Here is a 20250-nt window from a genome sequence, read left to right as displayed (position 1 = left end):
GCCGCCTTCGCCCGATCTTTATGAAGCCCTTATACGATCGGTCGAATCGCGAATGGCTCCTTTATGGCCGAGCGGCGCATTCTGCCGCCGTCGACCCTTTTGAGGAGTGGCGAGAATGTTCCAGATCATCAGCGCGGCGATCGCCGCTCTATCGCTCGTCGCGGCCTATGCCGCTGCTTGGCGCATCTATCGAACCGCGTGGAGCCGCAAGCTCACGACCGAGCGCGAAGGCGCAGGCGCGCTCCTCTTGCGCGCGCTTCTCCTGCGCTTGCGCCGTCGCCGCATGAAGATGCGCTACGCCGGCGCACGCCTGTCGAGCCGAAGTCTCGCAAAAGCCTGAAATCTCGCAAAAGCCTGAAGTCTCGCAAAAGCCTGAAGCGCATCCCTCTGTCACGGAGCCGACCCATGCTCGACCTCGTCTATCTTTGCCTCAGCGCCATCTTCTTTGCGCTGATGGGAGCCTATGCGCGTTTCTGCGGACGATTGTGAAAGGAGCAGCTCATGCTCGAACCCGTTCTCGGCTTGGGCGTCGCCGTCCTGCTCGGCGCCTATCTCGTCTACACGCTCCTTCATCCCGAAAAGTTCTGAGTTTTTACAAAGGACTCTGCAATGAACGCCATTGGACTGGCGCAAATCGCGATCGTGCTCGCCGCCGTTCTGGCCGCGGCGGTCCCGCTCGGCGCCTATGTCGCGCGCGTGCTCTCGGGCCAGCGCAATTTCCTCTCGCCGCTGCTCGCGCCGGTCGAGAGGCTTTTCTATAAATTATCGGGCGTCGATCCGACGCGCGAGCAGAGCTGGCTCTCTTACGCCATCGCCATGCTCGTCTTCAGCCTGGCCGGCTTCGTCTCGCTCTATGCGCTGCAACGATTCCAGCATCTGCTGCCGCTCGATCCGCAGGGATTCGATCCGGTCCCGCCCGATCTCGCCTTCAACACGTCGATCAGCTTCGTCACCAATACGAACTGGCAGAACTATGGCGGCGAGACGACGATGAGTCATCTCACGCAGATGCTCGGCCTCACCGTGCATAATTTCCTCTCCGCCGCCACCGGACTCGCCATGGCTTTCGCGCTGGCGCGGGGCTTCGCGCGCGCGCAATCGCCGACGATCGGCAATTTCTGGGTCGATCTCACGCGCTCGATTCTCTATGTGCTGCTGCCGCTCGCAATCATCCTCGCGCTCGCGCTCGCCGCGCTCGGCGTGCCGCAGACGCTCGCAGGCTCGCTGGAGGCGACGACGCTCGAGGGCGCAAAGCAGATCATCTCGATCGGCCCGGTCGCCAGCCAGGAGGCGATCAAGGAGCTCGGAACCAATGGCGGCGGCTTCTTCAACGCCAATTCCGCGCATCCGTACGAAAGCCCGGACGCCATCGCCAATTCTCTCGAGATATGGGCGCTGCTCGTCATTCCCTTCTCGCTCGCTTTCGCCTTCGGCCGCGTCGTCGGCGACATTCGTCAGGGACGCGCGATCGCCATCACGATGATGATCGTGCTCGTCGCCGGAATCGCCGTCGCCTATTGGGCGGAGGCCGGCGGCAATCCGCTGCTCACCGAGATCGGCGTCGATCCTTCGCCCGGCAATATGGAAGGCAAGGAGCTACGCTTCGGCGTCGCGACCAGCGCGCTCTTCGCCGCCGCGACGACCGGCACCAGCGCGGGCGCGGTCAATTCCATGCATGATTCCTTCATGCCGCTCGGCGGACTCGTGCCGCTCTTCAATATGCTGATGGGCTCGATCGCGCCCGGCGGCGTCGGCGCGGGACTCTATGGCTTCCTCGTGCTCGTCGTCGTCGCCGTCTTCGTCGCCGGCCTGATGGTCGGCCGCACGCCGGAATATCTCGGCAAGAAGATCGAGACGCGCGAGATGAAGCTCGCCATGCTCGCCGTGCTCGTCTATCCGCTCTGCGTGCTCGGCTTCTCCGCCGCTTCGGTGATGCTGAAGACAGCGCTCGACAGTCTCAACAACGCCGGCCCGCACGGGCTCTCGGAAATTCTCTACGCCTTCGCCTCGACGACCGACAATAATGGCTCGGCCTTCGCGGGGCTCTCCGGCAACACGCTCTGGTACAACACCACGCTCGGCCTCGCCATGGCGTTCGGCCGCTTCGCCTATGTGATTCCGGTGCTCGCCATCGCCGGCGCGCTCGCGCAGAAAAAGCGCGCGCCCACGTCGATCGGCGCCTTCCCGACGCATGGTCCGCTGTTCGTCGGATTGCTGATCGGCGTCATCGTCATCCTCTATCTGCTGCAATATTTCCCTGCGCTCGCGCTCGGCCCCATCGTCGAGCATTTCCTACTGCAGGCCGGCAAGCTCTTCTGAACGGAGTTCCCGCAATGTCTTCGAAAGTCTCCGCGCCCGGCCTGCTCGATCGGGCCATTCTGCGCCGCGCCGCGATCGACGCTTTCCGCAAGCTCGATCCGCGCAAGCTGGCGCGCAATCCGGTGATCTTCGTCACGGAAGTCGTCTCCGCCGTGGTGACGATTCTCTTCCTCCGCGATCTCGTCGCCGAGGACGGCGATTCGCTGTTCTCCGGTCAGATCGCCGCCTGGCTGTGGTTCACCGTGCTCTTCGCCAATTTCGCGGAAGCGGTGGCCGAAGGACGCGGCAAGGCGCAAGCCGACGCGCTGCGCCGCACGCGCAGCGACGCCAAGGCGAAGCTGCGCAAAGGCGGCGGCGTCGAGACGATCTCGGCGCTCGATTTGCGGATCGGCGACGTCGTGCGCGTCGAGGCGGGCGATCTCGTCCCCGGCGACGGCGAGGTGATCGCGGGCGTCGCCTCGGTCAATGAATCCGCCATCACCGGCGAATCCGCGCCGGTCATTCGCGAGGCCGGCGGCGACCGCTCGGCGGTCACCGGCGGCACGACCGTGCTCTCCGATTGGATCGAGGTGAAGATCACCGCGGCGCCGGGCTCGACCTTCATCGACCGCATGATCGCGCTCGTCGAAGGCGCCGAGCGGCAGAAGACGCCGAACGAGCTCGCGCTGTCGATCCTGCTGTCGGGGCTGACGATCATCTTCCTCATCGTCTGCGTGACGCTGTGGCCGCTCGCGCGCTATTCGGGAACCGTGCTGTCGCTCACCGTGCTCGCGGCGCTGCTCGTCTGCCTCATTCCGACGACGATCGGCGGCCTGTTGTCGGCGATCGGCATCGCCGGCATGGATCGGCTCATCCGCTTCAATGTCATCGCCACATCGGGACGCGCGGTGGAGGCGGCCGGCGATGTCGACACGCTGCTGCTCGACAAGACGGGGACCATCACCTTCGGCAATCGCATGGCGGATGAGCTCGTCGCCGTCGGCGGCGTCGACGAGCACGCGCTCGCCGAGGCGACGCTGCTGGCTTCGCTCGCCGACGAGACGCCGGAAGGCCGCTCCATCGTCGCGCTGGCGCGCAGCCGCTACGGCCTCGCGGCGCCGGAGCTCGGACACGACGCGCGCGTCGTGCCCTTCACCGCGCATACGCGCATGTCCGGCGTCGATCTGCCGGGCCGCTCGCTGCGCAAGGGCGCCGTCGACGCCATACTCGCTCAGACCGATGCGAGCGGCGAGCGCGACGCCCCCGCGGCCGCGCGCATGAGCGGCGCCGTCGCCGAGATTCTGGAGCGCGCGGGACATTCGCCGCTTCGCGCCCCCGAGGATTTCACCCGCGCGGTGGAGCGCATCTCGCGCGCCGGCGGCACGCCGCTCGCCGTCAGCGAGAATGGACGGCTGCTCGGCGTCGTGCATTTGAAGGACATCATCAAGCCCGACATAAAGGCGCGCTTCGCCGAGCTGCGCGCCATGGGCATAAAGACGGTGATGGTGACGGGCGACAATCCGGTCACCGCGGCGGCCATCGCCTCGGAGGCCGGCGTCGATGATTTCATCGCCCAGGCGACGCCCGAGGACAAGCTCACCTACATCCGCAAGGAGCAGCAGGGCGGCCGCCTCATCGCAATGTGCGGCGACGGCACCAATGACGCGCCGGCGCTGGCGCAGGCCGATGTCGGCGTCGCCATGCAGACCGGCACGCAGGCGGCGCGCGAGGCCGGCAACATGGTCGATCTCGACAGCGATCCGACCAAGCTCATCGAGATCGTCGCCATCGGCAAGCAGCTCTTGATGACGCGCGGCTCGCTGACGACCTTCTCCATCGCCAATGACGTCGCCAAATATTTCGCCATCATCCCGGCGCTGTTCGTCGTCACCTATCCAGAGCTCGGCGCGCTCAATGTGATGAGGCTCGCCTCGCCGCAATCGGCGATATTGTCGGCGGTCGTCTTCAACGCGCTGATCATCATCGCGCTCATTCCGCTCGCGCTGAAGGGCGTCGCCTATCGGCCGGTCGGCGCCGCGTCGCTGCTGCGGCGAAACCTGCTGATCTATGGGCTCGGCGGAGTCGTCGTTCCCTTCATCGGCATAAAGATCATCGACCTCGTCGTCACCGCTCTTCATCTCGTTTGAGGAAACCGTCCATGTCCTCGCATATTCGTCCGGCGATCGTGATGATCGTCCTCTTCACCCTGCTCACCGGCCTCGCCTATCCGCTGGCGATCACCGGCATAGCGCAGCTCGCCTTTCCGGAGCGGGCCAATGGCAGCCTCCTCGCGCGCGAGGGCGTCGTCGTCGGCTCCTCGCTGATCGGCCAGAGCTTCGCCTCCGACCGTTATTTCCACGGCCGCCCTTCGGCGACGACGGCGCCGGACCCCAATGATTCGAGCAAGACGATCGACGCGCCGTACAATGCGGCCAATTCCGGCGGCTCCAATCTCGGCCCGACGTCGAAAAAGCTGGTCGATCGCGTCGACGCCGCGATCGAGGCGGAATTCGCGGCGGGGCGCATCGATGTCGTCGCGGCCGACGCGGTCACGACCTCCGCCTCGGGGCTCGATCCGCATATCTCGCCGCGCTTCGCGCTGGCGCAAGCCGCGGCCGTGGCGGCGGCGCGCGACCTGCCGGAGGCGCGTGTGCGCGCGCTGGTCGAGACGCATGTCGAGCCGCGGCTCATGGGCTTCATCGGCGAGCCGCGGGTCAATGTGCTCGCGCTCAATCTGGCGCTGGACACGCTCGCGCGAGCGCAGGCGTCGCGGTGAGAGGCCCTTCCGTCCGGAGGCGCGAGGCCCTATTGAAGGAGCGACGTCACTTTATCCGGATCACGCGATGAATGTCCTCCTCATCGGCTCCGGCGGCCGCGAACATGCGATCGCCCGGGCTCTCTCGAAAAGCGCGCTTCTCTCGCGGCTCTACGCCGCGCCCGGCAATCCGGGCATGGCGGAGGTCGCGGAGCTCGTTCGTCTCGATGTTTCGGATCATGCGGCCGTCGTGCATTTCTGCGCGGAACAGGACATAGGGCTCGTCGTGATCGGGCCCGAGCAGCCGCTGGTCGAAGGCCTCGCCGATTCTCTGCGCGAGACGGGCGTCGCCGTGTTCGGCCCCTCCGCGGCCGCTGCGCGTCTCGAAGGCTCGAAGGGCTTCGTCAAGGACCTCTGCCGCGCGAATGCTATTCCCACCGCCGATTACGAGCGCTTCGACGACGAGCAGAAAGCGCTCGCCTATTTGCGCGACAAAGGCGCGCCGATCGTCGTGAAGGCCGACGGCCTCGCCGCCGGCAAGGGCGTCGTCGTCGCCGAGTCGCTCGAGGAGGCCGAGCGCGCGGTCGAATCCATGTTCTCCGGCGCCTTCGGCCAATCCGGCGCGGAGGTGGTGATCGAGGAAAAGCTCGAGGGCGAGGAGGCCTCCTTCTTCGTGCTCTGCGACGGGACGCACGCGCTGCCTTTCGCCTCCGCGCAGGATCATAAGCGCGCGGGCGACGGCGACACCGGGCCGAACACAGGGGGCATGGGCGCCTATTCGCCGGCGCCCTGCTTCACGGCGGAGATAGAGGCGCGCGTGATGGAGAAGATCGTCGCGCCGACGCTGCGCGCCATGCGCGCGATGGGCGCGCCCTTTCAAGGCGTGCTCTTCGTCGGGCTGATGCTGACGAAGGATGGTCCGAAGCTCATCGAATACAATGTGCGCTTCGGCGATCCGGAGACGCAGGTCATGCTGCCGCGCCTGGAGGACGATCTGCTCGCGCTGATGCTCGCCGCGGCGACGGGCGCGCTGCCGCAGACGCCGCCGCGCTTCTCGCCGCAAACCGCGCTCACCGTCGTGCTGGCGGCGAATGGCTATCCGGGAGCGCCATTGACGGGCACGGAAATAAGAGGCGTCGAGCGCGCCGCCGAAATCGCCGGCGTCGTCGTCACTCACGCCGGCACGCGGCGGGATGGCGACAAGCTCCTCGCCGCGGGCGGGCGCGTGCTGAATGTCACCGGACTCGGCGACACTGTGCGCGCGGCGCAGGCGCTCGCCTATCGCGGCGTCGACGCCATCGACTGGCCGCAGGGCTTTTGTCGCCGCGATATCGGTTGGCGCGCGATCGAGCGCGAGACATAGAGTCTTTTCGTTTTGACGCGGTTCCAACGCCGAATCGGCGTCTGGTTCCGCTGGAAGCGCTCGAGAACGAGCGCTCTGCATGAGGAGGCCGCATGGACAAGATCGCGCCCAATCTCACCGGCGTGCCGGAGACCATGTTGTGGACGCTGCACAATCGCGCCGGCGAAGCGTTGCGCGAGGACGGCCTGCTGCAGGATCGAAAGCTCGTCGAAATCTATCGCGCGCTCGATTACGATTATGAGGGGAGCTTCGGCAAGGCGCAGCCCTCGCACGCCAGCCGCGCCGTCGTCTTCGACGCCGAGATACGCGCCTTTTCGACCGCGCATCCGGACGGCGTGATCGTCAATCTCGGCGAAGGGCTGGAGACGCACCGGTTTCGCATCGACGACAATGGCCGAGCGCTGTGGATCACGGTGGATCTGCCGGAATCGATCGCCATACGCGAGCGCTTCATAAAGCCCGACGAGCGCCATCGCCATGTCGCGCTGAGCGCGCTCGACCGCCGCTGGTTCGACGAGGTTCCGCCCGGGCGCGCGGTCCTCGTCACGGCGCAGGGCCTGTTCATGTATCTCCCGCCCGAGGAGACCGCGTCGCTCCTGCACGATATGGCGCTGCGCTTTCCGAAAGCGCATCTGCTGTTCGACCATGTTCCGCGCTGGCTCTCGAAGGCGACTCTGAAAGGCCATAGGCTCACGCCGAATTTCACCATTCCGCCCATGCCCTGGGGAATCGACCACAGCGAGATCGAGCCGACGATGCGAAGCTGGGCGGCGATCGAGACGGTCGAGATATTGGATTACCGATTCTATCGCGGCTGGCGCGGGCTCGCGTTTCGATGGCTCTCACGATTCGCGTTCTGGCGCGAGCGCACGCCCGCGATCACGCGCGTGACCTTCGCCTGAAGAGACGCCGCGCCAATCGGCGAGAATGACGCAATTTGCTCGAACGCCATTTCAACGATCGAGACGGCCAGCCCAACGGCGCATGTCGATCGGAAAATGTTCGATCCGATCCGGGAGCATGAGCGTCGGCGCCAGCCTTGATCGCGCGCGCGTCGTCCCGGCTTGCGACCACCGCCTGAGACTTGACAGTTCCGGGCGGCTGCAGATTATGCGACTATGACGAAGCGGTCACAGCGATTCAGCGCGAAACGGCTCCCGACATTCGGGCGCGTCGTCGCGATTTTGTCCGTGCTTCTCGGACTCGCGATGAGCGTCGCGCCGGGCTTCGCTGCGCGCGCTGTCGCTGTCGACGAGGCTTCGGTCGTCGCGGCGACGCCGGAAATCTGCGCGCTCTCGCATCACGCCTCCGACACCGGCCATGGACACCAAGGCGTGGGCTGCTGCTGCCTGCAGGCGACATCGCGCCGCGATGCGACGCTCTTCATCGCGATCCTGCTCGGCGCCGTCGAATTCGCCGCGCCCGACACGCCCTCCGTCGCCATGCCTTGCGCCGACGCCGCGCGCCGCGCCGGAGTCGCTCTGCCGACGACGCCATGGCTCTCGCGCGCGCCGCCCTCTTTCTCCTGATCGGTCGACTGCGGCTCCGCCGCCCCGTCCTTTAGACCCGCGCGCGCTCGACGGCGCCGCGCCAGGAGAACAATCGTCATGACTCGCACCCTGCTTTCGCGCGGCGTCTCCGCCGGCGCGCTCCTCGTCGCATCGCTTTCCTCAGTCGCCGCGCAAGAGGCGCTTCCCTCCATCGACGTCGCCGGCGAAGGCGCCCCGCGCGGCGCGGAGCAAAACGCCTCCGCGCCGGGATTTTCTCCCGAGAAAAAAGCGCTTCCGGTCTATCGCGATCCGACCGGCCAGACCTTCACCACGGTGAAGAGCGAGGATTTCAAGACCTCGCCGCTCGTCACCATCGGCGATCTCGTCGAATATAGCCCCGGCGTCTCCTTCAAGCAGGGCAATGGCCCGCGCGACATGACGCTGTCGATTCGCGGCTCCGGCGCGCGCATCGGCGGCGCGATGCGCAATATCGTGCTGCTGGAGGACGGCTTCACCATGACGCAGCCGGACGGATTCTCGCGCACCGATTCGACCGATCCGCACGCCTATGCGGGCGTCGACGTCTATCGCGGCCCCTCTTCCGCTCTGTTCGGCAATTGGGCCAATGGCGGCGCCATCAATTTCCGCACCCGCACGGGCGCCGAGATCGACGGCGTGGAGACCGGCCACGAGGCCGGCAGCTTCGGCTATTTCACCAATTACACCGCGATCGGCAAGAAATACGGCGATTTCGACATCGCCGTCTTCGCCAGCGACGCGCGCGGCGAAGGCTCGACGACCCACACCGATTTCAACACACAGACCGTCAATCTGAAGGCGAGCTACGAGGCGACGCCGACCGATCGCTTCACCTTCAAATGGGTCCATAATCAGCTCTACGCCAATGTGCCGGCGCGCCTCTCGCTCAATCAATTCTACGTCAATCCCTATCAGCGCGGCTGCTACGGCCTGCCGACGCCTTCCACCATCGTCAGCCGCAGCCTCTGCGGCCAGACGGCGGTGTTTCTCAACGGAACCAATGGCGCGACGGCGCAAGTCTCCGCTCTGCAATCGGGCTGGCATCGCAACGACCGTCGCGACATGCTGGGCCTGCGCTGGGAGCACGACCTCGACGCGCAGACGACGCTGCGCACGCAATTCATCTATGACGACAAGGATTTCTATCAGCCGATCGACACGCCGGTCACCTATGGCGACGCGCCCTCGATCAACATCTCGACCGATCTCACAAATCACGGCGCGCTGCAGGGCCGCGAGCTCACCAGCAATTTCGGCGTCTGGTACAGTCACGCGCGCTTCACCACCTATTCACAAAATCTCCTCGGCTGGGGCAATGGCGATCTCGGGCCGCTGCTCACCAATAAGCAGGAGATCATGCATTCCAATCTCGGCGCGCGTTTCCGCGAGGAGCTGGAGCTCGCGCCGGATGTGACCGGCGTGATCGCTCTGGCGAGCGAGATGAGCAAGGTCGCGGCGCTGTCCTCGTCCGTCTCCTATCCCTCCGGCGCGCTGACCACCGTGCCGGCCAATCGCACCTTCTGGAATTTCGCGCCGGAAGCCTCGGTGACATGGCGTCCCGATCGCGAGTGGAAATTCTACGCCCGCGCCTCCAGCGGCTATGGGACGCCGCAATACGGCTTCCTCTTCGTCAATCAGCAAGGCCTCGACGGCAACAACACCAATCTCAAATCGCAACGCAACACGGGCTTCGACGCCGGCTTCGACTGGACGCCGACGGAGACGTTGAAAGTCACGCTCAACGGCTTCTACGAATGGTATCAGAACGAGATGCTGACGCAGTCGCCCGGCAACGGCCTCAAGAACTACACCTATAATGCGCCGGGGTCGGTGCATCGCGGCGCGGAATTCCTGCTCGACTGGCGGCCCTTCGACGGATGGCGGCTGCTCGCCAATTACGCCTATAATAATCAGATCTTCACGCAATTCACCGAGCAGCGCGGACCGACCTCCTATTTCGACCGCGCAGGCAACAAAATCCCCGGCGTCGCCCCGCATGAGCTGACGACGCGCATCGGCTATGACATTCCGCAGGGCGACTTCAAAGGCGTCGGCGCCTATTTGGAATATGTGCTGAAGAGCTCCTACTTCATCGACAATGGCAATCAGCTCACCATACCGGGCTATGGCCTCGTCAATCTCAATCTGCATTACGACCGCGACGTGTCGATCGGCTTCTTGAAGAACATTTCCGCCTTTATCGAGGTGCGCAATGTGTTCGACAGGACCTATGTCGCCTCTGCGACGGTGATCTCCAACTCGCTCGGCTCGGGCTTTCAGAACCCCGGCTTCGTGCTCTCGCAGAATTCCACCGGCTCGATCTATGCGGGCCAGCCGCGCGCCGTGCAGGCCGGCGTCAAGTTCAAATTCTAAAAAGCAGTCGAAGCGGCGGCGTGAGCGCTAGATCAGGCGCGCGCCGCCGCTCCGCGCGCGCATCATTCACACGCTGCGCTCATCCCCAATTCTCCTCGTCGACATGCGCCGACAATCCGACGAGGCTCGGCGCGACATCGTCTCTCAACCTGCGCCGATCGAGATAATCGCCGCCATTCTGCGATCGGAACGGAATGGGCGCGTCCTCGAAGAGACCTTCGACTCGACGCCGCCACGCCTGTTTCGCCATTTCGGCCTCCGCGGCGGTCGCGATATGGGCCGCGCCATAGACGACATGGGTCGGGAGCACGTCCATTCCCGGATAGAACAACGCGCCATGCGTCAGCGGAAACAGAATATGCTCTATCGGGCCATTGACGCCGCGCAATCCATAATCCGCCGCGGCGCCCCCGGCGCAAGCCGAGACGAGCGCTCTCTTGCCTTTCAGCGCGCCGTCGCCGTATCGGTGTCGGTTGCTTCCGTCCTTATAGCCATAGCCGAATCCAAACGCGTAGACGCGCTCGATCCAGCCTTTCAAAATCGCCGGCGCGCCGAACCACCAGAGCGGAAATTGCAGAATGACGGCGTCGGCGCGCTCGAGCTTTTCCTGCTCGGCGACGACATCGGCCGGCTGTCGCCCGGTCGAATAGGCGTGACCCGACTCCACAATGAACGACAGCCGATCCGGGTCGGCGCGGCTCGGAAAATCATCGGCGTCGAGCACGGCCTTCCAGCGCATGCCATAGAGGTCCGACAGCATGACCTCACAACCTCGCGCGCTCAGCGTCTCGACAGTGACGTCGACGAGCTGACGCGTCAGCGAGGTCGGTTCGGGATGGGCGAAAACGACGAGCGCCTTCTTGGTCATAGATTACGTCTCCACACGGCGGCGCGGTTTGTCGTCGCCGCCGTTCGGAGCCTGTTTTGAGCGATGGGAGGCCATATGTGAAATCGATTGTCATCTGAGCTATGATCCATAGAATGGATATCAGCCGCATCGACCTCAACCTGCTGGCGACGCTCGAAGTCCTGATTTCCGAGCGCAATGTGACCAAAGCGGCGGCGCGGCTCCATCTCAGCCAGCCGGCCGTCAGCGCCCAATTGAACCGTCTGCGGGACCTGTTCGGCGACCCGCTGCTCATTCCCGCGCATCGCGGAATGATCCCCACCGCCAAGGCTCTGGCGCTGATGGAGCCATTGCGCCAGTCGCTGGACCAATTGCGCGACACGCTGCAAAGCCACGACGATTTCTCGCCCGCGCGCGCCGAGCTGATCGTCGCCATCGCCTGCACCGACTATGTTCAGGCCGCCGTCGTCATGCCGCTCGTCCTCGCCTTACGGGAAAAGGCGCCTGGCGTGAGAGTGGCCGTTCGCAATTTGAATCCGGCGCTGTTGGATCAGCAGCTGGCGGCCGGCGACGTCGATCTGGCCATAGCGACGCCGACGCCCGACCAGCCGCATCTGAGAACCCGCCGCCTTTTCGACGAAACCTATGTGCTCATCGGCCGCCGCGATCATCCGGGTCTCGAAGCCGGCTTGACCGTCGAGCAATTCGTCGCATTGGAGCATGTGATCGTCTCGCCGTCGGGAGGCGGCTTCGCTTCGCCGATCGACGAGGCTCTGGCCGCGCTCGGACATAGGCGCAAAATCGTCATGTCGGCGGCGTCCTTCCTCTTCGTCCCGGAAATCGTGTCGATGAGCGACCTCGTGGCGCTCGCGCCGCGAAGACTCTTGCGCGGCCGACAAGACCGGCTGTCCTGCGTCGAGCTTGCGTGGCTCACGGAGCAATTCGCCATCGACCTGATCTGGCACGAGCGCAACAATAGTCATCCGGGTCAGCGCTGGATTCGCGAATTGATCGTCGAGCTGACCGCCCCGACAGAAAAAAAGGAGCCCCCGGCTCCGGCCCGGCCCTCTCGGCCCCGCAGGACGCCGCAACGGGCCGCGAGGACCGGGGTCGACCGGTAGGTCCGCCGCCATTTCGCCACACGAACGTCGGAAATACTCCCGAGATGACGGGCGCCCCGGCGCCGGCTATCGTTGTTGCGGCGCAACGAATCGCGCGCGCCGGGCCGGCCGTGGCGGCTCGAACGGGGGTTGAACCTTCGGCCGGTTTCGTGTGAATGCTCTCTCGTCTCTTGTGGATCGCCGGCTCGATGACGCGCAGTTTTTTCATCGTCGCGCCCGGCGCCGCCGGACCATCTCGCGGAACGGAGGCGGGCGGCGCGTCCATCCGGGTCGGATCGAACGCGCTTCTGTCGCCGTCGTTTTTCCGCAATGCGGCGTTCGAATGTCGCTTCTGACATGAGCTTGAGAGCAGACCCGGCCGAACGTCTGACAACGCCGCCCGAGCGCGAGGCGCCGGCGAAGCGCCGACTCGCGCCCATTATTCTTTCGGCGCTGGTTCACATTGTCGTTCTGGCCGCCTTTCTGCTCGAGCAATTGCTGCTCTCGAACGAAATTCCGACGCAGGAACAAGAGATTCCGCTGGAGGTGGTCGCCGAGGCGCCGCAGCCTCCGCCGCAGGAGCCGCCGCCGCCCGAGCCGGAGCCCGAGAAGGAGCAGCCCAAGCCCGAGGAGAAGCAGAAGCCCCCGCCGCCGCAAAAGCTCGTCGACGACGAGAAGCCGGCCTTCGACGCGCCACGCGCGCCGAATCAGGAGACGGCCGAGCGCGAGGCGCCCGATCAGCAGACCAAATCCGCCCGCCGCGACCCGCCCAATGAGCAGCACGCCGCCAAGCCGGCGACGGAAAAATCGGCCGATCCGCAGAAGCAGGAAGCGGCAAAGGCGAAGCCCGAGCCCGCGACGCCCAAGGCGGAGGAGGACAAGGCCGACGCCGAGATCGTCGAGCAGGCGCAGCCGCAATTGGAGGCGCGGCTCGACGACAAGCAGGGCGAGGTCGAGATCAAGGCCTCGCCGGAGCCCAAGCCGAAATCCATCGCCGATCAGCTCGCCTCGCTGGAGCCGTTGCCGGACTTCAAGCTCGGCGGCTCCTCCAAGACAGCGCCGGTCAGCGGCGGCACGGCGAAGACCACCTATCTCTCCGTGCTGTTCGGCCTCATCATGCGGCACATGAACATACCGCCGTCGCTGCGCAACAAGACGACGCCCAATCACGGCGTCGTCGTGTTCTTCATCGACGAGGGCGGGCATCTCACCCATCAGGCGGTCTATCGATCGAGCGGCTTTCCGGACCTCGACAACGCCGCGCTCTCCGCCGTGCGCCGCGCGGCGCCGTTTCCCGCGCCGCCCTATGGGCATCCACGCGGAATTCAGTTCCACTTCGATCCGAAATGAGGTCGTTTTGAGCGTAGCGTCGGCCGCGTGTGACGCGACAGAAATAGGCGCGCGATCGCCGCTGCTGCGCGTGACCAATCTTTCGAAGTCCTATCCCGGGCCGCAGGGGCCGCTGCCCGTCCTGCACGGCGTGGACCTCGCGCTCGCCGCCGGCGAGAGCCTCGCGCTGATGGGAGAATCAGGCAGCGGCAAGAGCACGCTGCTGCATCTCGTCGCCGGGCTCGACCATGCCGACAGCGGCGCCATCCATATCGACGATGTCGAGGTGACGAATCTCGACGACGACGGCCGCGCGGCGCTGCGCCGCAAGACGCTCGGCGTCGTGTTCCAGCAGTTCAATCTCGTGCCGAGCCTCACTGTCGGCGACAATCTCGCTCTGCAGGCGCGGCTCGCCGGCCGCTTCGACGAAAGCTGGCGCGACCAGCTCGCCGCCCGTCTCGGCCTTTCGGCGCTGCTCGATCGCTATCCCGAGCAAGTGTCGGGCGGCCAGCAGCAGCGCGTCGCCGTCGGCCGCGCGCTGGCGCCGCGCCCGCGTCTGCTGCTCGCCGACGAGCCGACCGGCAATCTCGACGAGGCCACCGGCGACGCCGTGCTCGATCTGCTGCTCGAGCTCGCCGCCACGGCGGGCGCGGCGGTGCTGATGGTCACCCATAGCGCGCGCCTCGCCGGCCGGCTGGACCGCCGCGCCACGCTCGCCGCCGGAAGGCTCGCGCCGTGAGGCAATTTCTCTATGCGCTGGCGACTCTCGCGAGCCATTGGCGGCGGCGCCCGGGGCAGTTCGCCGCGCTCTTCACCGGACTCGCCGTCGCCACAGCGCTGTGGAGCGGCGTCGCGGCGCTGAACGATCAGGCGCGCCGCAGCTATGACCACGCGGCCGGCGCGCTCGGCGTCGGCGCCGCGCCGAGCCTCGTCGCGGCGAGCGGCGGATTTTTTGCGCAGGACGCCTTCCTCGCGTTTCGACGCGCCGGCTGGAAGGTCTCCCCCGTGATCGAGGGACCGATCCGCCTCGGCGACAAGGCCTATCGCCTGCTCGGCGTCGAGCCGCTGACCCTGCCGAAGATCGCGCGCGACAAAATGCCGGAGGGCGAGACGCTCGACGATTTCCTCGGCCCGCCGGGCCGCGCGCTGGTCGCGCCGCAGACATTGCGCGCGCTCGGGCTGGCGGAGGGCGCGACGCCGGCGCTCGGCGATGCGGAGCATCTGCCGCCGCTCGCGATCGAAAAAGACCTCGCGCCGGGAACGATCGTCGTCGACATAGGCGTCGCGCAACGCCTGCTGCATCGACCCGGGCGCCTGTCGCGCCTCCTGCTCGCCGAGCAGCCGGCGCGAGATGCGCCGTCGCTCGAGACCATCGGCGGCGACGCCTTGCGCCGCGTCGAGGCGGATGACGCGCCGGAGCTCGCCAAGCTCACCGAGAGCTTTCATCTCAATCTCACCGCTTTCGGCCTATTGGCCTATGTGGTCGGGCTCTTCATCGCGCATGCGTCCTTCGGCCTCGCCTTCGAGCAGCGGCTGCCCATCATTCGCACCTTGCGCGCGATCGGCGTCTCGCTGCGCGCGCTGGCTTTCGCGCTGGTCGCGGAGCTGATGCTGCTCGCCACTCTCGCCGGCGCGGCGGGAATGGTCGGCGGCTATCTCATCGCCGCCGCTCTGCTGCCGGACATTGCCGCGAGCCTCGAGGGCCTCTATGGCGCCGAGCTCGACGGCGCCCTCGGCCTCACGCCCGGCTGGTGGGCGTCCGGCGTCGGCATGGCGCTCATCGGCGCGACCATCGCCGCGGCGAGCGGCCTCGTCAAAACGCTACGCCTGCCCGTGCTCGCCATCGCGCAGCCCTTCGCCTGGCGCGAGGCGCAGCGGCTTTGGCTGCTGCGCCAGGGGGCGCTCGCCGCTCTGGCGCTCGCCGGCGCGGCGGCCGCGCTGCTGTTCGGCGAGGGGCTCGAGGCGGGCTTCGTCTCCATGGCGGGACTGCTGCTCGGCGCGGCTCTCGCATTGCCGCTGCCGCTCGCCGCTGCGCTGCGGCTCGGCGAAAAGCGCGCGCGCGGCCCGCTCGCCAAATGGTTCTTCGCCGATGCGCTGCAGCAGCTTCCCGGCCTCTCGCTGGCGCTGATGGCGCTGCTGCTGGCGCTCTCGACCAATATCGGCGTCGGCTCGATGGTCGAGGGCTTTCGTCGCACTTTCGCGCAATGGCTCGATCAGCGCCTCGTCGCCGAAATCTATTTCGAGGCGTCGAGCGAAGCGCAGGCGCGCGCCATCGAGACATGGCTCGCCGCGCGCGAGGACGTCGCCGCTGTTCTGCCGCTGTGCAAGGCGAGAACGACTCTGCGCTCCTCACCCGTCGCAAGTTCTTGGCCCGTCGAGATCGTCGGCGCGCCGCCGCACGAAACCTTCAGCGCGCATTTTCCACTGCTCGAAGCGCGCGCCGACGCATGGGGGCGCGTCGCGCGCGGCGACGGCGCGCTGATCAGCGAGCAGCTCGCGCGGCGCCTTCGCCTCGCGCTCGGCTCGACGCTCGACATACCGACGCCGACAGGAAATTGGGGCGTCGAGATCGTCGGCGTCTATCCCGATTACGGCGCCGCCAAGGGCCAGATGCGCGTCGATCACGCGGCGCTCGCGGCGCGCTGGCCGGACGCCCGCCGGCTCGACTATATGCTGCGCGCGCGGCCCGAGGACGCGCCCGCCGTCATGCATGCATTGCAGACACAGTTCGGCGCCGGCGTCGCGCGCATCATCGATCAGGCGTCGCTGAAGCAGCGCTCGACGACGATATTCGAGCGCACCTTCGCCGTCACCGCGGCGCTCGACGCGCTGACGCTCGTCGTCTCCGCCATTGCGCTGTTCGCGAGCCTCACCACGCTCGCCGCCGCGCGCGTCGCGCAGCTCGCGCCGCTATGGGCGGTCGGCGTCTCGCGACGCAGCCTCTCCTGGCTCGAATTCGCGCGCGTCACCCTCTTCGCGGCGGCGACGGCGCTGGTCTCCGTGCCGCTCGGCCTCGCGCTCGCCTATGATCTCGTCGCCATCGTCAATGTGCGCGCCTTCGGTTGGCGCTTGCCCTTTCACGTCTTTCCGTCGCAATGGCTCGAAGTCTTCGCGCTGGCGCTGCTCACCGCGGCGCTCGCCTCGCTCATGCCCATTCGTCGCCTCGCGCGCGTCGCGCCGGCCTCGCTGCTCGCGGTCTTCGCCAATGAACGCTGAGCCTTCGCGCGCGCTGCTCGCGCCTCTGCTCCTCGCGCTGGCGCTCTGCGCCTCGGCGCCGGCGCGCGCGGCTGGTTTCGCCGGCCTCGGCGATGACGCGCTAGGCTTCGCCGAACCCACGCCGGGCCACGCCCTCGTGTTTCCGCGCGACCATGGCGCGCATCCGGAATTCCGCATCGAATGGTGGTATCTCACCGCCAATCTCACCGACGAATCCGGCAATGCCTATGGCGCGCAATGGACCTTGTTCCGCCATGCGCGCGCGCCGCGCGACGGCGACGGCTGGGACGATCCGCAAGCCTTCGTCGCCCATGCCGCCGTCACGACGCAGACGCTGCATCTCTTCGCCGAGACGCGCGCGCGCGGCGGCGTCGGACAGGCGGGCGTCGAGGCCGCGCCATTCCGCGCCTTTATCGACAATTGGTCCTTTTCCGCGACAGAGCCGAATCTCTCCGGCGGCGAGATCACCGCCGCAGCGCCACGCTTTCGCTACTCCCTCCGCCTTTCCGCGGAGAAGCCGCTCGCCTTGCATGGCGAAGCGGGCTACAGTCGCAAATCCGAGAGCGGACAGGCCTCCTATTATTACAGCCAGCCCTTCTTCTCCGTCGCCGGCGCGCTCGCCGTCGACGGCGTCGAGCGCAAGGTGACGGGCCGCGCCTGGATGGATCATGAATGGAGCAGCCGCCCGCTCGCCGCCGATCAGAAAGGCTGGGACTGGTTCTCGCTGCATCTCGACAATGGCGCCGAGCTGATGCTGTTTCGCCTGCGCAGCGACACATCGCTTCCCTTTCTCTCGGGAAGCTACATCGCCGCGGATGGCGCGACGCGAGCGCTCGCACGCGACGATATCGTCCTCGAGCCGCTGGAGCAGAGCCTCGTCTCCGGCCGCCTGCTGCCGATTCGCTGGCGCGTGCAGGTGAAGAGCCTTCGTCTCGACATAGACGCGAAGCCGCTCAATTCGCAGAGCTTCATGAGCACGGGCGTCGGCTATTTCGAAGGGCCTGTCTCCTTTGTCGGCTCGCAGAGCGGCAAGGGCTATCTCGAAATGACAGGATACTGAAGCGCGGCCTTTTTTCGCCGCCGAAGCTTGATCCGAATGTCATCGGCTCTATCCATAATCGGGTTGCATTCTTCTGACGCAACGCTCTCGCCGGCGCCCGCTCGGCGGCGCAGGCCAAGGGGATTTTTCGCATGTATCTGTCGCCGACATTTTTTCTCGATCTCGGCCTGCGCACCTTCACGCGCAATCCCTTCTTCAGCCGCGACCGTCTGACTCTCGACGAGGGCGAGAGCGATTTTCGCCTGCTCGAGGGACAGGAGGGACTCGTCGTCACGCTGGGGCCGAACACCGCCTTCTTCGATCGGCCCAATCGCTCCGTCTGCCGCTGGCCGGGCGTCAAGACCATCCCACGCCAGAGCCCGCACCAGATTCCGCGCCGGTCCTTCTTCGTCAACGAAGGCAGCGCCTTTCTGCAAATTTTCTGCGGCGGCGGCGATGTGCGGCTGAACCGCGTCACCTCGCTCGGCGAGCAGCGGCAGATTCTTCTCTCCGCCGGCGACGGCAATGTCGTCGAGAAGATCGATCTCGCCGAGCTCGCGCGCGAAGGCGCGCCGGCGCTGAAGCTTCTGCAGCCCGCCTATCTCTGCTCCTCGGCCGAGGTGGCGATCCGCTCGACGCCTTGCGACGCCGCGACGATGAGCTGGGCGCGCGCGCCCTATGTCTATCGCACGGAGACGCCGGACAGAACGGTGCGACAGGCGACCCTGTGCCTGTCCGGGCGCACGATGGTCTGGTGCGAGCGGCTCGCGCCCGGCGAGAGCCGTGATTTCGCGCTCGGCAATGTGATCGCCGCGACCGAGAATATCGACTCCAAGCTGCGGCCGACCAGCCAATGCCATCCCGACGACGAAGACCCGGCGCCGGCGCCGCTCGGCGACGCCCCGGCCGCCGGCGCGCCCCGGCCCGTGCGGACGCGGCTGCGCGAGTTCGCCGATGCGACGGGCATATTGTTCGAGTCGATGCGGGCGCGCGAGGGCTTCCTCGTCTGCGAATTGACCAATCGCTCCGCGCGGCCCGCCTATGTCTATGTGCAGCTCAACAAGGACGGATTTTATGGCGGCTCGGGCTTCGTCGGCCTGATGGTGAAGCTCGTCTCGGCCTTTTTCCGCTTGTCGCATCTGCCGCTGCGCTCGTGACGGCGCGGACGCTTCCAATCGCTCGGGCGAGGGATTCGCGGGTCGGGCGGTCGGCCTGAGGGGAACGACAGCGCCGCATGCGCTTATCCAAGCTCGAGCGGCAGGCCATTGTCGACGAGCACGCCGCGCAGGTCGAGGATCGCCGGAAAAATCTCCTGATTGCGGTCCTCGCCCTGCGCGTCGAAGGCCGCCTGCTCCAATTCGCAGATCCAGCGATCTTCCGCGAAAATGCCATTGGTGAACCAGACGATCGCCGGCCAGAAGAGATCGAGCAGGAACGGGCGCTTAGACGGCCGCCTGATCATGATCATGCCGAATGTGTGGTTGATCTTCTGCGCGCGATCGACGGGTATGTAGCAGTTCCACAGATCGAGCGCCGGCTCGCTGGCGCCGGCGGTCCAGAATTTCAGCGTCTGATACGGATAGTCGGTGCGGATCACCATTCGGTCGCCCGGCGGCGCGGCCAGCGCCTCCGGCGACAAGGGCGCGCGCTTGAAGCGCCATTTTCCGCGATTGAGAATGAAATTCTCGCCGAACGGCTGCCGACCGCTGACGCGCCGGAAGCTATAGGTCGCCTCCGCCCAGCCATCGCCCCTGCGGCTGCCGAGAAAATAGGTCTTCACCCCGCCCATCAGCCTGCGATGCAGGAATTGATGGTTCATATCCATCAGATTTTCGTGCATGAAACTATAGTGGCAATGGGCGCGGCGGCTCAGATAACGGATCTTGTAGCGTTTGTCCGTGGCCGAAGGGATATTCGGGAAGGACGCCAGCGGCGCGCGCGCGGGATCGCCGGGAAACACGAAGACGAGGCCATAGGCCTCCCGGCACGGATAGCTGCGCACGCCGGGGGCCGCGCGGCTGCAGTCCGCCGCATAGGGCAGAGAGACGCAGGCGCCGCTCGCATCATAGGCCCAGCCATGATAGCCGCAACGTATCCGGTCCTCCTCGACGACGCCCGCGCTCAGCGGCACTTGGCGATGCGCGCAACGATCCTCGAGCGCGAAGACGACGCCCTGCCGCCCGCGCGCCAGCACGATCGGCTCGCCAGCGAAAGAGCAGGAACGCGTCTTGCCCGCCCGCACCTCGTCGCTGCGGGCGACCGGATACCAGAAATTGGGGTCCAGCGCGGTCTTGCGAATGTCCCGACGCAGCGCGGTCCCGGACTCGCGCGCCGCCATCGCGGCAGTTTCGTCACCCATGCCCAATTCCATCACCGCAGGATCTTGCGCCCGAGGGACGCG

The 20250-nt window shown here is 66.4% G+C and carries 17 protein-coding genes; 15 read left to right on the top strand and 2 right to left on the bottom strand.

The genetic code is table 11. The features are described 5' to 3' along the window. Nucleotides 1–115 precede the first annotated feature (115 nt). From VIF40_RS06645 to VIF40_RS06610, 9 genes are all read left to right on the top strand, one after another. Entirely contained in the window at nt 116–340 is a 225-nt protein-coding gene (locus VIF40_RS06645) for a hypothetical protein (protein ID WP_331936739.1), read from the top strand. Between the two features lie 161 nt (nt 341–501). Then, the gene (kdpF, locus tag VIF40_RS21420) at nt 502–588 is read left to right on the top strand and encodes a K(+)-transporting ATPase subunit F (RefSeq protein WP_414684766.1); all 87 of its coding nucleotides are present in this window, start codon (nt 502–504) and stop codon (nt 586–588) included. A gap of 21 nt (nt 589–609) precedes the next feature. Next, the gene (gene kdpA / locus VIF40_RS06640) at nt 610–2319 is read left to right on the top strand and encodes a potassium-transporting ATPase subunit KdpA (RefSeq protein WP_331936738.1); all 1710 of its coding nucleotides are present in this window, start codon (nt 610–612) and stop codon (nt 2317–2319) included. 14 nt (nt 2320–2333) lie between these two features. Further along, a complete protein-coding gene (gene kdpB, locus VIF40_RS06635; protein ID WP_331936737.1) occupies nt 2334–4445 on the top strand; it encodes a potassium-transporting ATPase subunit KdpB in 2112 nt (703 codons plus the stop codon). 11 nt (nt 4446–4456) lie between these two features. Further along, nucleotides 4457–5074 (top strand): potassium-transporting ATPase subunit KdpC, encoded by a 618-nt coding sequence (gene kdpC, locus VIF40_RS06630; RefSeq protein WP_331936736.1) that lies wholly within the window; start codon nt 4457–4459, stop codon nt 5072–5074. A 67-nt stretch (nt 5075–5141) separates the two neighbouring features. Next, complete coding sequence (purD, locus tag VIF40_RS06625; protein WP_331936735.1) at nt 5142–6416, top strand: phosphoribosylamine--glycine ligase; 1275 nt, start codon at nt 5142–5144, stop codon at nt 6414–6416. A 92-nt stretch (nt 6417–6508) separates the two neighbouring features. Further along, on the top strand, nt 6509–7318 hold the full coding sequence (locus VIF40_RS06620) for a class I SAM-dependent methyltransferase (protein WP_331936734.1): 810 nt from the start codon (nt 6509–6511) through the stop codon (nt 7316–7318). Between the two features lie 306 nt (nt 7319–7624). Further along, the gene (locus tag VIF40_RS06615) at nt 7625–7945 is read left to right on the top strand and encodes a hypothetical protein (RefSeq protein ID WP_331936733.1); all 321 of its coding nucleotides are present in this window, start codon (nt 7625–7627) and stop codon (nt 7943–7945) included. Between the two features lie 78 nt (nt 7946–8023). Then, nucleotides 8024–10318: a TonB-dependent receptor gene (locus VIF40_RS06610; RefSeq protein ID WP_331936732.1), complete on the top strand. Its 2295-nt coding sequence runs from the start codon at nt 8024–8026 to the stop codon at nt 10316–10318. 79 nt (nt 10319–10397) lie between these two features. Here VIF40_RS06610 and VIF40_RS06605 read toward each other — a convergent pair whose 3' ends face one another. After that, nucleotides 10398–11186, bottom strand: coding sequence for an NAD(P)H-dependent oxidoreductase (locus VIF40_RS06605; RefSeq protein WP_331936731.1), 789 nt, complete (start codon nt 11184–11186; stop codon nt 10398–10400). 113 nt (nt 11187–11299) lie between these two features. Between VIF40_RS06605 and VIF40_RS06600 the strand changes: the two genes are divergently transcribed. From VIF40_RS06600 to VIF40_RS06575, 6 genes are all read left to right on the top strand, one after another. Continuing rightward, nucleotides 11300–12286 carry a LysR family transcriptional regulator gene (locus VIF40_RS06600; protein ID WP_331936730.1) on the top strand — a complete coding sequence of 329 codons (987 nt, stop codon included), beginning with the start codon at nt 11300–11302 and terminating at the stop codon, nt 12284–12286. A gap of 336 nt (nt 12287–12622) precedes the next feature. Further along, nucleotides 12623–13615 (top strand): TonB family protein, encoded by a 993-nt coding sequence (locus VIF40_RS06595; protein ID WP_331936729.1) that lies wholly within the window; start codon nt 12623–12625, stop codon nt 13613–13615. 61 nt (nt 13616–13676) lie between these two features. Then, complete coding sequence (locus tag VIF40_RS06590) at nt 13677–14333, top strand: ABC transporter ATP-binding protein (RefSeq protein WP_331936845.1); 657 nt, start codon at nt 13677–13679, stop codon at nt 14331–14333. Next, the gene (locus VIF40_RS06585; protein WP_331936728.1) at nt 14330–16810 is read left to right on the top strand and encodes an ABC transporter permease; all 2481 of its coding nucleotides are present in this window, start codon (nt 14330–14332) and stop codon (nt 16808–16810) included. Before VIF40_RS06590 ends, VIF40_RS06585 begins: the two co-directional genes overlap by 4 nt. Further along, on the top strand, nt 16800–17870 hold the full coding sequence (locus VIF40_RS06580; RefSeq protein WP_331936727.1) for a lipocalin-like domain-containing protein: 1071 nt from the start codon (nt 16800–16802) through the stop codon (nt 17868–17870). Before VIF40_RS06585 ends, VIF40_RS06580 begins: the two co-directional genes overlap by 11 nt. Nucleotides 17871–18001: 131 nt before the next feature. After that, entirely contained in the window at nt 18002–19006 is a 1005-nt protein-coding gene (locus VIF40_RS06575; protein WP_331936726.1) for a hypothetical protein, read from the top strand. Between the two features lie 83 nt (nt 19007–19089). On the opposite strand, the gene VIF40_RS06570 is transcribed toward VIF40_RS06575, so the two are convergent. Next, nucleotides 19090–20208, bottom strand: coding sequence for an aromatic ring-hydroxylating dioxygenase subunit alpha (locus tag VIF40_RS06570; RefSeq protein WP_331936725.1), 1119 nt, complete (start codon nt 20206–20208; stop codon nt 19090–19092). Nucleotides 20209–20250 lie beyond the last annotated feature (42 nt).

The sequence above is a fragment of the Methylosinus sp. genome (assembly GCF_036560965.1).
GTDB lineage: Bacteria > Pseudomonadota > Alphaproteobacteria > Rhizobiales > Beijerinckiaceae > Methylosinus.
Note: the sequence above shows the minus strand (reverse complement) of the source record. Positions and strands in the feature narration are given on the sequence as shown.

Excerpts from the sequence above, each read along its gene's own strand:
- VIF40_RS06645 (WP_331936739.1), top strand. The coding sequence starts at position 116 with ATGTTCCAGATCATCAGCGCGGCGATCGCCGCTCTATCGCTCGTCGCG.
- kdpF (WP_414684766.1), top strand. The coding sequence starts at position 502 with ATGCTCGAACCCGTTCTCGGCTTGGGCGTCGCCGTCCTGCTCGGCGCC.
- kdpA (WP_331936738.1), top strand. The coding sequence starts at position 610 with ATGAACGCCATTGGACTGGCGCAAATCGCGATCGTGCTCGCCGCCGTT.
- kdpB (WP_331936737.1), top strand. The coding sequence starts at position 2,334 with ATGTCTTCGAAAGTCTCCGCGCCCGGCCTGCTCGATCGGGCCATTCTG.
- kdpC (WP_331936736.1), top strand. The coding sequence starts at position 4,457 with ATGTCCTCGCATATTCGTCCGGCGATCGTGATGATCGTCCTCTTCACC.
- purD (WP_331936735.1), top strand. The coding sequence starts at position 5,142 with ATGAATGTCCTCCTCATCGGCTCCGGCGGCCGCGAACATGCGATCGCC.
- VIF40_RS06620 (WP_331936734.1), top strand. The coding sequence starts at position 6,509 with ATGGACAAGATCGCGCCCAATCTCACCGGCGTGCCGGAGACCATGTTG.
- VIF40_RS06615 (WP_331936733.1), top strand. The coding sequence starts at position 7,625 with ATGAGCGTCGCGCCGGGCTTCGCTGCGCGCGCTGTCGCTGTCGACGAG.
- VIF40_RS06610 (WP_331936732.1), top strand. The coding sequence starts at position 8,024 with ATGACTCGCACCCTGCTTTCGCGCGGCGTCTCCGCCGGCGCGCTCCTC.
- VIF40_RS06605 (WP_331936731.1), bottom strand. The coding sequence starts at position 11,186 with ATGACCAAGAAGGCGCTCGTCGTTTTCGCCCATCCCGAACCGACCTCG.
- VIF40_RS06600 (WP_331936730.1), top strand. The coding sequence starts at position 11,300 with ATGGATATCAGCCGCATCGACCTCAACCTGCTGGCGACGCTCGAAGTC.
- VIF40_RS06595 (WP_331936729.1), top strand. The coding sequence starts at position 12,623 with ATGAGCTTGAGAGCAGACCCGGCCGAACGTCTGACAACGCCGCCCGAG.
- VIF40_RS06580 (WP_331936727.1), top strand. The coding sequence starts at position 16,800 with ATGAACGCTGAGCCTTCGCGCGCGCTGCTCGCGCCTCTGCTCCTCGCG.
- VIF40_RS06575 (WP_331936726.1), top strand. The coding sequence starts at position 18,002 with ATGTATCTGTCGCCGACATTTTTTCTCGATCTCGGCCTGCGCACCTTC.
- VIF40_RS06570 (WP_331936725.1), bottom strand. The coding sequence starts at position 20,208 with ATGGGTGACGAAACTGCCGCGATGGCGGCGCGCGAGTCCGGGACCGCG.